Below are 12,137 nucleotides of genomic sequence, written 5' to 3'. Positions count from 1 at the left end.
ACTTTTCACTGTATGAGTCTTATACAAGTTTCTGGCCGCAATTCGGACAAAAATTGGCTTCGCCCGTTTTTGTTCCGCAGTTTGGACAGAAATTCGGTTTGCTTCCGCTGCCAGTTGACTGTGGGCCTGATGACTGTGCCTGCTGTTTTTGATTCATTTGGTTCATCATCTGATTGGCCATATTCATTCCCATCATCATTCCAGCCATATCCGAAGCCGCTCCGCCTCCGCTCATCTTTCCGGATGCCATTCCATCCGTCATTGATATTTGCTGGTATCTGTTCACATCCCCAACCATACCGTAGGAAGCGTTCTTTGTAATCATATCTTGAACCTCTTGAGGGTAATTAAAGCTCATGATTTGAAAACCAGTGACCGTCATCCCGTCGCTTATTAATTGCATATCTAAGTCCTCTTGAATTCCCTTGGCAATATCAAAAGCGTTTGCTTGAAGATTAAACATATCTTTCCCTTCTCTTGTGATCCACTTCATGAGAAGCTGATCCAGAATAGAAATGATACGGGTTTTAATATCCTCTACAAAATATTGATCTTTCACGCCAGCGATTTTATCAATCAGGCTGATATAGTCCTGCACCTTGAAATTAAATGTGCCGTTTGCGCGAATGGGCATCCCGCCTGGCATTCCCGCTGCCGGAATATTTATCGCCTGTTTTGTTCCCCATCTTACGGTAAATTCCTTCGTATTGACAAACAGCACCTCAGCTCGCATGCCGCTGTTAAAGCCAAACTTAAAGCCCTTTAACGTTGAAAGGAATGGAATAATTTCTGATTCAATATCATAATCGCCATCATCTTGAAAGACTCCTTCAACCCGCCCATTGTTCAAAAAGACAGCATCCTGTCCGGGACGAATGATTAAACGGCTCCCTTTTTTGATTTCACGATTGTTCCATTTATAAAAAATCATATCATCTCTAAATTCTTCCCACTCTACTACATTCGCTAATTGATTTCTGAAAAACGACATTACGCCTCTCCCTTTCTCTATTTCTTACATTTAAAAACTGCCCCGGCTCCCACTGTATGACGTGCCGCCTTTCGTAACACCGCCATCGCTGCCGCTGTCTTTATCTGATGGTTTTCTTTCTCTTGTTACAGTCGTTCTAATATAAGTGTCGTATTGATCAATCACATCAGACGTACGCTGATCCATATATGTATTTCCATTAACCGTTACTTTGCCGCCTGCATGATAAAGCATGATTGAAACCGCAATTCCCCCGACTGCGATGGCAGCAATCAGCTGAAACCACCATGTAAAGAATATGTTGTCGGGGTTTACTCCCGGTTTTATGCCCATATCTTTATAGGAAAGCTGAATATATGTCTCAAAAGCTTCAAAATAATTTTCATTGGATAAATCAGATGAAATCGTATTTCTGATGCTATTGAGCCTGCTGTTGTCCAAATACTGTTCGGCTTTTTTGAAGCCTGCGATAAACACTTCTCTGTTTGTCATATCAATCGTCAGAATAGCTGTACTGCCTTTTCCGTAACGATCATAAAAATTGCCGGTATAGTCTGCAATATCTTCACCGTTTGTGCTTTTGGTCGTAATAATGATGAAATCAGTGTCTCTCTTTGCACCCAGCTCTGCCGAGAGAGATTCAAGTTTTCCGATCTCCGCTTTTGACAATAGATGAGCGCGATCGTACACATGCTGCTGCGATTCAGAGGCTCTTGCCGCTTCGATACCCAGTAAAGGCATCATGATGAAAACAGCCATCACAACAAAGATCGCTTTCCCAAAAAATCCACGCATCAAAATCCGCCTCCCATCATCAATGAGACGAGCTTCAACGCAAGAAATGTCCCGCCTGCTATTCCGCTAAACCATGCTGCCACTTTTCCTCGACTGATCGGCGGCTTTCCAACAACCTTTCCTGTTTGCCCGTTCATCGCAAAGATATGCTCCGCTCTTTCATAATCGTAACTGACCATCCAAACAGGAAGCAAAACGTAAAAGCTGTTCACGTTTTTCGTGTGAATATGTTTTTCCCTCACATTGACTGACGTATATCCGGAAAAAGTAGAATGGATGTATGAATCTATATAACTGCTGATTTTCTCTTTTGCCCTCGGAAAAAGCTCCTCATCGGTATAATTGTACTTTTCCGCAATATAACCGGCCAAATATGCCGTTTGAAAGTCCTTCAGCTCTTCGTATGAATAAGGCTCCAATTTGTCCATTAATTCGTCTTTCATTTTTTCAGAGGCATCGACAGGGATTTTCAAATAATCGAGATTGATATCACGAAACGCTTCAAAGTGCTCTGTTTCCGTGCAAATATAATCCCCTTCTTCATACCGGTGGACCCTGGTACAGTTTGCTCTCACCTGTACTTCACTATTTAAATCAAACATCCAAAACGGAATATACATGCCGGTGATGCTTTTAATGCGATCGGCAGACATGAAACCTCTTGGTGTCAGAAGGCCTTTTTTGCACCACTTTCGAAATGCCTGCTCCGCTTCTTGCTTGCTGATTGTAAATGGAATGACCTTCGCCGGTGCCAAATGTCCCGATAAGCGATCGGCAAGTATTGCAGCACCCCCGCAGAAGCTGCACGTCGTTGCTGTCGTTTCAGCTTCCGTGATCAAAACGGCACCGCAGTTTTCACATTGATATTCTTTTGCTTCATCATCAGAAAACCGTGCCGCAATGTTTTCTTTCGGAAGGCTTTCAATATTGTCCTGTCTTCCGCAGCTGCTGCAGGATAACGAGCCGGTTTCACTGTCAAATGCCATATCACTGCCGCAGTTCGGACACTTATAAGATATTATCATTACCGTTCCCTCTCACATCTTATGATAAAATGACGCCGCAGCCGAAAGCTGCGGCCTCCTATGTATTACTTATCGAGCATCATTTTCGCTTTTAACGCCGCAAGTTCATCATCAACCTGGCTTGAACCGCCAGTGTCATACTTTGCAGTCAGATCAGCCATATCATCCTGCGGAGCGCTGTTCAGTTCAGCCATTGCATTGGCCTGATCAAGTGCCTTATTTACTTTGTCCTCCATTCGGCCGAATGCAGACATTGATTGGCTTGTACTTGAAACAGAAGCGCCCAGTTTGTTCATTCTTTCTTGCGTTTTCGCTACTGCCCACTTCGCCTTGATCATATTTTTACGTGCTTCCAGCTCTCCAATGTCAGATACCAATTTGTCATGCATCTTTCTCATCTGTGCGGCATTGGTTGCAGCAATTTGATTCGCCGCCTGCAGCTCAGAAAGCTTTGACTCCAAAGATGTTTTTCTTTCAAGAAATTTTCTCGCATCGCTCTCATTCCCGGCTTGCAGCGCCTTCATTGCATAGCTTTCCATCTTTTCCATATCCGCCTGGCATTCGTGATATTCTCTTTTTGCTCTCTGCTCCTCGGCCATAACAGCTGCTGTTTCTGCCTTAACCTTAGCCAAATCGCTATTCATATTTCTTAAATATTGATCTACCATTTTCTCCGGATTTTCAGCCTTGTCCAATAAAGCATTGATATTCGCAGACATAATATCTTTAAATCTTCCAATTATACTCATTATATCGATCCTCCTAAAGCTAATTCGGTAACCCTTGTTACATATACTATCTATTATCGTTAAAAGTTTCACTTTTTTAATAAAAAATGACATTTCAAACGAAAAATATACAACTTTTTACCCGAACAAAAATGTAAGCAATAAAAAAAGATGCCTCCAAAAGTCCAAAGACTTTCAAGAAACATCTTCAATGATTTACAAAGAAACTTCGATCTCATCCAAGCTCGGCAGTGCATCAATCGCTCCAATTTTAGTGCACACAAGAGCTCCGACCTTATTTGCAAACGCCACAATCTCACGCAGTTTCACAAAATCTGTTTCTACAGATTGAATCTGATCCGTGTTTGCCAATTGATATAAAGCCGCACCGACAAAAGCATCTCCCGCCCCTGTTGAGTCAATTGATGTCACAGGAATGCTTGGAATGATTTCACGGTCTTTTCCATTGGAAAGAAGCGTTCCGCTTTTCCCAAGTGTCACAGCGACAATGTTGGCTCCGATCTCATGAAGGATCGCAACTCCCTTTTCATGATCCTTCACACCGCTTATAATCTCAAGCTCCTCGTCACTGACTTTCACAAAATCACTTACAGCGATCGCTTTTTTCGCAACACTTACAAACTCTGAGACTCTTCCCCTCCATAAATCTTCACGGTAGTTAGGGTCAAACGAAATAAACTGTCCATTGTCTTTCGCAATCGACATCAGCCGTAAATAGGCTGAGCAAAACGGATCCGATAACAGTGCCGTCGCAGAGCCGAAATGAAGAATTTTCGCTTCGTTTAGTTTTTCCTGGTCAATATCCTCCAGCGTAAACAAAGCGTCCGCGCCTCTATTAAAAACAAAGTCACGCTCTCCATTTTGTTTTAATGAAACAAAAGCAAGCGTTGTAGGCGCTTTCTCATCCATCACCAGCATAGAGGTATCGACATGTACAGCGTCCAATGTTTGCTTCAGAAAATACCCAAACGGATCCTTTCCTACTTTTCCGCTGAAAGCGGCGTCTCCGCCCAGCTTGGCAATTGCTGCCGACACATTCGCCGGTGCCCCGCCGGCACTTTTCAGGAATTGGCGCCCTTCCATTAAATCAACGTCAACATCGGTACAAAAGAAATCAATCAACAATTCCCCAATACAAACTACAGAATGACTACGCATATTATCACACTCATTTATAAAGTCTAGATTACAGTCTCAGTATATTACTTTCTGCCATAAATACAACATTGAATATTAAAAATTTTACATATATTTATCTCGCAGACCTTTGCTCCAGCTCAGAGATGATGTGTTTATATCTTTTTTCCGTTAAAGGATAGAAGGCGATAAGAATAATAGAAAGCAAAATGAAAAATCCCGGAATCAAAGCATTCATATTTTTAATCGCATTCAATGACGCAATTGTCTGGTCTGTATTCGCCACATACCCGGCGATTCCTAAATAAATGGCCGAAAATGACCCGGCTAACGCCACACCCAGCTTATTGATAAAGCTCATGCTCGAAATCACCACACCATCCGCGCGAATTCCGGTTTTCCATTCCGCATAATCGACACAATCCGCAACCATTCCCCAAGCAAGCGTATTTAAAGGCGTTGTGAAAAATCCCGAAGCGAAAAGCCAAATGAAAATGAGTGGAATTGAAGAATACGGCGTAAAATGCAGGCCGGCATAAGAAATAAGCGATAGAGCTGCCGTGATGATCATGACTTGTTTTCTGCCCCACTTCTCAGAAAAGAAAGGAATAAACAAATTACTGATCAGCGCTGCCCCGAAAAATAAAACGGTGCCCATAAACACGAACTCTTTATGGTTGACGTTATACGTAAAATAATACACCATCGTGCTGAGCTTAATATTAAACCCGATCGCAAAAGCCAAAAATGATGAAATTAACATAAGCAAGGGTTTATTTCGGAATAAAACGGATAACGTCTTTTTGATCCCTTGTTTTTTTCTCTTTTTAGGCTGAATTCGCTCCCGTACAGTAAAGAAACTAAATAGATTCAAAACGATGCTGACAGCCGCATAGATGAGCGCCGTCATCTGAAATCCAAACGCCTGATCCTCTCCTCCGATAGCAGTTGCAAGCGGTGTCGCACAGGAAATGGATAAAAGAATGCCGATATACACCAAAATCATCCGGGTTGTTGTCAGAACCGTTCGTTCCTCCACAGAATTCGTCATCCGCCCCGTTAAGCTGTTCACCGGGATCGTTTGCATACTAAAGGACATCCCAAGCAAAATATAGGTGATGTACGCATATACCATATTCCCCGTCTCTCCGAAATGAGGCGTCGTGAAGCATAAGAACGTGAATAGCGCAAAAGGAAATGCCACCCACAGCAAATATGGCCTTGCTTTTCCCCACCTTGTATTCGTTTTATCTAAAATCAATCCCATGATCGGGTCAAAAATAGCATCCAGCACACGCACAACAAGAAACAAAGTTGCGATCACCGCAGGCTGAATGCCGCCGACGTCTGTATAATAGAATAATAAGTATGCGTTTACAAACTGAAAGATAATATTATACGACATATCGCCGAATCCATAACCGATTCGTTCAAACCAGGACAGTCCGGTACTGGATTTTGACTGATGCTTCACTTTCATTGCCATTACTTTTTCTGTTTCAATCATCATTTCCCACCCCAAGAATCCGTTTTCATTTCCAGTAAACAAGAGGGAGAATACGAAGATCCTCCCTGTTCACTCAGCGATTTGGATACACCATCACTTTTAAACATTCATTCTTAAATTGAAGCGCCCGCTCCATCGCATCTTGCGTCTGCTCCAGCGAATATTGGTCCGTTACTAGATGCTTCGTGTCCACAATGCCTGAAGCAAGAAATTCGATTCCCTTTGGATACGTATTGGCATAACGGAAGATCCCGTAAATATCAATCTCATTATCCGCAATAAACGGCACGTTGAGCGGAATCTCGTTCTGTGAAGGCAAACCGACAATCGCCAATTTTCCGCCCCGGCGCACAGAAGCCAGTGCGGATTGCAATGCCGCTGGATTCCCTGCTGTTTCCCAAGCAACATCAACGCCTCTATCATTCGTGATCGTTTTAATCTCTTCAAGTGTATCCTGTTCACGTATATTAATAATGTGAGTCGCTCCCATTTTTTTCGCAGCTTCTAACCGCAGCGGCTCTAAGTCGGTGACAATGATTGTGCCTGCCCCAAATGCTTTAGCTGCGGCAACAGCCATTAACCCAACAGGGCCCATCCCCATAATCGCAATCGTTGATCCGGGCTGTAGCTTCGTTCTGGCCGCCGCATGGATGCCGACAGAAAACGGCTCGATCAAAGCAGCATCTTCATAAGAAAGTGAGTCTGGGATTAAAAAAACAAAGTCCTGACGCATTTTAATATATTGGACAAACGCGCCGTCTACCGGCGGTGTAGCCAAAAACTGTACATCCGGGCAAAGATTATAGCGCCCTTCTTTGCACGCTTCACAGCGTCCGCACGTAACACCCGGTTCTACAGCGACGCGGTCTCCCACCTTGAATTGATCGACAGATGATCCGACAGCGGCAATTTCACCCGCACATTCATGCCCAAGGATAAATGGTTTTTCCACAACATAGTTGCCTATTCGGCCATTTGTATAGTAATGCAGATCAGATCCGCAAATTCCGACAGCCATCACCTTAATCAACACTTCATCATGATTGATATCAGGCACAGGCAATGTTTCAATTTTGATCTCTCTTGTGTTGTGCATAACAGCCGCTTTCATGTTTTGAGGTACTGTGTGAGTCATTTGGCAAGTTCCTTTCTTTAGAAAATAAAATGTAAGTGCATACATTTTTGTTTTCTCTGTTACTGCCCCCATTTTATCTGCTTTTCAACACGTTCAACAGCCTTTCCTGCTGTATAAAAGGACAGCGGCACTGTACTTTTATTTTTTCATATACAAAAAACGCTGGATTGATAAAATAGTACTAATAGGAGGTGCAGGCTTATGGCTGAACTTGAAAACCGAAAACAATTTGCACAACTGCTGGCACCTGGCGTCAAAACGCTAAAACTTCATCCTGATTATAAAGTCAGAAGGAAAAAGAACGAAAAAACAGGACAGTCTTACATAGATAAAATCGCACTCCAGCTGGGAGTCTCCCCAAACACGATCAAAAGCTGGATCGGACAGATGGGGGCAAACTACATTCCCGGAAGAATCGACGACGGAAAACTGTTCGGAATGATCTGGATCATTCTCGAAAAGACCGACTTGGATATCGAGTGGTTGACCGACTTGCTGGAAGCCACCACTATCCCAGTCATCAAACCCGCATTGCCTGTATGGGCAGCATCCTGTTTGAAAAAAGCGAAAATACTTCGAAAAGACGGATTATTCGGGGCTCCGAGTGAAGGCGAAATTGAAAATGTAGTAAAACGGCTGTTTCATGACAGACCCGGCCATGAAACGAATGCGCTTACAGAACAGCCTATCACTCATAATTTACCCTCACGCTGGTCCGGACGCTTTATCGGGCGCAGCTTTGATATGGAAGCAATACGGCAATGGATGCTTTCTCCGTCACCAGTCTGTTTAATCACCGGCTGGGCCGGCATGGGAAAAACCACAATCGCTCTTGAAGCCGCCTATTCCTGTGTCGATGATACTTCAGATTGGCCGGCGTTCAACAGTATCATTTGGGTCAGCGCCGATTGGAAAGGATTGAGCTTTAGCGATTTTTTAAATACGATCGCCTATCAGCTCGGGCGCACAGAACAAATCGATAAATCAATCAATGAAAAACGGTTCGTCGTCCGCAATGCGTTAGCTAATTACACTAGAGAAAAACCGATCCTGCTGATCGTTGACAGCATTGATACTGCAGAACGTGACATTCATGAATTTATCACCAGCCTTCCGCAAGGCGTGAAAGTTCTCCTCACAGCGCGGGAAAACGTAAAGCAAACCTATCGGGAAAGCTTCGGAGAAATGACAGCTATTCAGCTGAGCGGCCTTGACCAAACAGATGCCTTGGATTTTTTTCAGCAAGAAGTGCACCGATGCTTACAAACATGCAACATTCAAAATAAACGGGAAAAGCTGGAGCAGCTGTTACATCTATCATCTGACCTGAAAAACGAATTCATTTCAGCGACTGCCGGAAACCCGAAAGCCATGGCACTCAGCATTGCCTATATGTCAGACGATGACATCCCCGCTCAGCAGCTGATTCATGAGCTTGGAAAAGCAGGCTACTCACTGCTGGAATTGTTTGAATTCCTCTTTGGCCGCACCTGGGATAGATGCAATGAAGATACGCGAAAGCTATGGCAGACGCTTTGCTTTTTCAGCAAGCCGCCAGATGAGAAAAGCCTGGCTGCAGCAGCCGGATTAGTCGCCCGCCGTTTTCATTACGCTATGGAACAAATGCGGTCATATGCGCTGATTCAGCCGGAACGAAGCCAAGGCAGGACACAATACTTAGCGCACCAAACCGTTGTCGCTTACGGAGAACAGCACTTGTCCGAACAGCACGAATATGAAAAAGAAGCCCGCAATCGCTGGGCGCACTATTATGTTGATTATACCGAAACCCATTTAAAGCGGGAACAGCCCAACTCTATCTATTGGAGCTACCTGCTGGGACGGAACTTAGATCATATGAAACAAGAATGGCCAAACATCTTAAAGGTCATCCAATGGGCAAGTGAAACTGAACAAAAAGAAATCCTAATCGAACTCATCACCCGCATCAGCCATTTTCTAAGCAGAATCAACCTGCCCCTGCGTATCGAATACGGATGCAAAGCCGCCGACGCCGCCCATCAATTAGGCAAACACACACGAGAAGCGTACTTCCGAATCGACACAGCAGGCTGGGCTCTGATGGAAGTCAATGATTTAGACAGGGCCTTACAGCAAATTGAAGCCGGGCTGGGGATTCTGGAACAATCAGACGCTCACTATGCCTATGATCTAAAGGTTTGGGGACACGCACTCAAAGCAAGGCTTTTTTTAAAAGACGGGCAACAGGAAAATGCAGAGACCATTTTAAACGAAATCGAAAATCAACCGATTTCCCCTACCATTCAACACAGAGTTCTATTGGTTCGCGGTGACTTAAGCTTTGCGAGAGGTCATCATGAAGAAGCCATTCAATTATACGAAGCGGCAAATGAAATCAGCTCCACGTACGGCGGCGAAAAAACGATAGAAGCCTATTTCAATCTGGGTGTCGCTTACGTGAAATGTGGTCAATTTGAGAAAGCGGAAGAAGCTTTTGAGCAAATGCTCTATGACAAACATAACGCCAATCAGGTTGAACTGATCTACTATCACTACGGAATGGCGCAGCTGTTGTACCGTAAAGGAGAGAAAACGAAAGCGATGGAAGCTAATCAGAAGGCGCTTCGTTTGATTGATTCGTGGGAGCCTGCGATTGGGATTCGGGGAGAGGTGGAACGATTGGATATGGTGATTGAAGGGTATAACGAAAACACATTTTAATTATCATGGTGTAAGGTCTATCTTGCAACGAACGATCTCGCTAATTTCTTTTTAAACAAAAAACCAATCTAAATCGATTTTTTTGCGATTTTCACTTTAAAAAGTAATTATCATAAGTCCTGCTTTACATATAGTCTTGTAAGGCAAAATTTTTAGACCTCTACACTCCTTGAATTTTAAGGAAATATTCATATAGGGAGGTGTGTACTATGGCTGACAATATGACTCCGGAGCAACGTCGGAAAAATATGCAGTCTATACGGTCACAGTCAAAACTAGAAAACAGAGTTTCTAAAGAACTATGGCATAGAGGCCTTCGCTTCCGCAAAAATGATAATTCCCTGTTCGGAAAACCTGACATTTCTATAAAAAGGTATAAAATAGTTATCTTTATTGATTCGTGTTTCTGGCACGGATGCGAAGTGCACGGCAATCGGCCGAAAAGTAACCAGGAATATTGGGATAAAAAGCTTGAGAGGAACAGGAACCGCGATGAAGAAGTAAGGAGTTATTACGAAGAGCATGGCTGGAATTTTAAGCGGATCTGGGAACACGAATTTAAGGCGGATTTCAAAAAAGTGGTTGATGAGATTGAAAGGTTTATCAAACAAGCGAAAAAGACGGCACCTTAGTAAAGGCGCCGCCTTATATACTTATATCTTCAGTACTATTTGGGTTTCTGTTTCTTTTTGTTGCTGTTCTTTCACATTTTCGATTTCATCGATTGTTACTTTTCTCTGGCCACGGAGATTTTCAAGCTGAAGCTTTCTTGCCGGCTCTACCCATTCATATTCAATCCCTGCGAACGACTTTAAGATAGCTTCAAATACGACCTGCGCACCTTTAACGGGAACAGCCATGCCAATCTGCTTTCTAACAGCTTCTTTGCTTCCTTGGAATACAAAGTCGTCCGGAAATGTCTGCAGACGAGCGCGTTCTCGATTTGTCAGAGCACGGAGTTCCTCCCAGTGATACATATGAGTCCCTCCACCACCACTGCCAGTTACAGTGTAAGCTGGGCGTTCAGGATCAAGCCGTTTGTAAATTGAGCTTAAACGCGCTCCTTTTACATTCAGCTGAAGCTCCTCGGGAATTCCTGCATACCACGCATTTTCACCGGGCGGAATGTAACTCAGCATTTCCTGCACTTTTTTTGTATGCTTCGGCATTTCATGGTTCGGTGCATCTTTAGGGATCGGAGGCTCTGTAATTGCCTGTTTAGACGTCACATAGTCTGTTGATGCCAGTGTAGTCGGTGCCGGCACTCTAAATTTAACACCTTTTGCTGTCCAGTCATTTCTGATGCCAACAATAATAATGCGATGTCTTGCCTGTGGGACACCATACTCTTCAAATTTATATAGATGAGGCGTCAACTTGTATCCACATTCTTCAAGCTCTGTTAGTATCTTAATAAAGGCTTTTCCTTCATTGGCGCTTTGAAGCCCCCCCACATTCTCTGCCACAAAAAATTTCGGCTGATACTTTTCCAGCACTTTGACCCCATACGAATAAAGAGGACCGTATGTACCGTTCAATCCCTGCTTTTCACCGACATTGCTGTAATCATTACACGGGAATCCGAACGCAAAGCAGTCGATTTCTTCAAGCACTGTTTTATCACCGATCGGAAGCTGTTCAACCGGACAACAGTGAACAGACTGATCTTCTATATTCCCACAAATGTTGTAGCGGAACGTGCTACACGCATTAGGATCATAGTCATTTGCCCACACATGCTCTATCCGCCATTCTTTACCCGTGTCAGGATGCACAAAACCTGCCAATTTAGCACCAAGACTAAGTCCACCGGGACCATTGAACAGTTCTCCTTTTTTAAAAATCATATTAAAACCCCTCTTCATTTCACCTATATTCAACGTTTATACGAAAATATGTTCTTGCATACTTGTACGCTAATTAGTTTACACGTTTTCCTCAAAAAAAAGAAGCCCCATGGCTGATTTTTAAATAATGTCTTTTTGATACAAGTGGTTATTCCTTATTTGTAATATGAAGTAGTTAATTTCAGGCTGTCTGAAATTTAAATATATCTTTATTGATAATGTTTCCAATGTGTACATTGTCCTTGTTT

General features: G+C 43.4%; 10 protein-coding genes. 2 read left to right on the top strand and 8 right to left on the bottom strand.

The genetic code is table 11. From position 1 onward, the window contains the following. Nucleotides 1-19 precede the first annotated feature (19 nt). From M1D65_RS03380 to gutB, 7 genes are all read right to left on the bottom strand, one after another. Entirely contained in the window at nucleotides 20-991 is a 972-nt protein-coding gene (locus M1D65_RS03380) for an SPFH domain-containing protein (RefSeq protein WP_370957232.1), read from the bottom strand. 30 nt (nucleotides 992-1,021) lie between these two features. Then, entirely contained in the window at nucleotides 1,022-1,786 is a 765-nt protein-coding gene (locus tag M1D65_RS03375) for a TPM domain-containing protein (RefSeq protein WP_456270767.1), read from the bottom strand. Further along, nucleotides 1,786-2,811: a TFIIB-type zinc ribbon-containing protein gene (locus M1D65_RS03370; protein WP_032726741.1), complete on the bottom strand. Its 1,026-nt coding sequence runs from the start codon at nucleotides 2,809-2,811 to the stop codon at nucleotides 1,786-1,788. The genes M1D65_RS03375 and M1D65_RS03370 overlap by 1 nt, the downstream gene beginning before the upstream one ends. A 65-nt stretch (nucleotides 2,812-2,876) precedes the next feature. Next, the gene (locus tag M1D65_RS03365; protein WP_072173431.1) at nucleotides 2,877-3,560 is read right to left on the bottom strand and encodes a PspA/IM30 family protein; all 684 of its coding nucleotides are present in this window, start codon (nucleotides 3,558-3,560) and stop codon (nucleotides 2,877-2,879) included. Nucleotides 3,561-3,755: 195 nt separating this feature from the next. Continuing rightward, nucleotides 3,756-4,718, bottom strand: a complete 963-nt coding sequence (locus M1D65_RS03360; protein ID WP_064671843.1) for a carbohydrate kinase family protein — start codon at nucleotides 4,716-4,718, stop codon at nucleotides 3,756-3,758. A gap of 94 nt (nucleotides 4,719-4,812) precedes the next feature. After that, nucleotides 4,813-6,204, bottom strand: coding sequence for an MFS transporter (locus tag M1D65_RS03355; protein WP_456270867.1), 1,392 nt, complete (start codon nucleotides 6,202-6,204; stop codon nucleotides 4,813-4,815). A gap of 73 nt (nucleotides 6,205-6,277) precedes the next feature. Continuing rightward, the gene (gutB, locus tag M1D65_RS03350) at nucleotides 6,278-7,339 is read right to left on the bottom strand and encodes a sorbitol dehydrogenase (RefSeq protein WP_038827707.1); all 1,062 of its coding nucleotides are present in this window, start codon (nucleotides 7,337-7,339) and stop codon (nucleotides 6,278-6,280) included. A gap of 201 nt (nucleotides 7,340-7,540) precedes the next feature. Here gutB and gutR point away from each other — a divergent pair, with 201 nt between their 5' ends. Next, entirely contained in the window at nucleotides 7,541-10,042 is a 2,502-nt protein-coding gene (gene gutR, locus M1D65_RS03345; protein WP_446015293.1) for a glucitol operon transcriptional regulator GutR, read from the top strand. Nucleotides 10,043-10,251: 209 nt separating this feature from the next. After that, nucleotides 10,252-10,674 (top strand): very short patch repair endonuclease, encoded by a 423-nt coding sequence (locus M1D65_RS03340; protein WP_064671841.1) that lies wholly within the window; start codon nucleotides 10,252-10,254, stop codon nucleotides 10,672-10,674. Nucleotides 10,675-10,695: 21 nt separating this feature from the next. Here M1D65_RS03340 and M1D65_RS03335 read toward each other — a convergent pair whose 3' ends face one another. After that, nucleotides 10,696-11,889, bottom strand: coding sequence for a DNA cytosine methyltransferase (locus tag M1D65_RS03335; protein ID WP_064671840.1), 1,194 nt, complete (start codon nucleotides 11,887-11,889; stop codon nucleotides 10,696-10,698). Nucleotides 11,890-12,137: the final 248 nt, after the last annotated feature.

The sequence above is a fragment of the Bacillus sp. JZ39 genome (assembly GCF_053903145.1).
The sequence above is the reverse complement of the archived record's forward strand: the minus strand, read 5'-3'. Positions and strand labels throughout refer to the sequence as shown.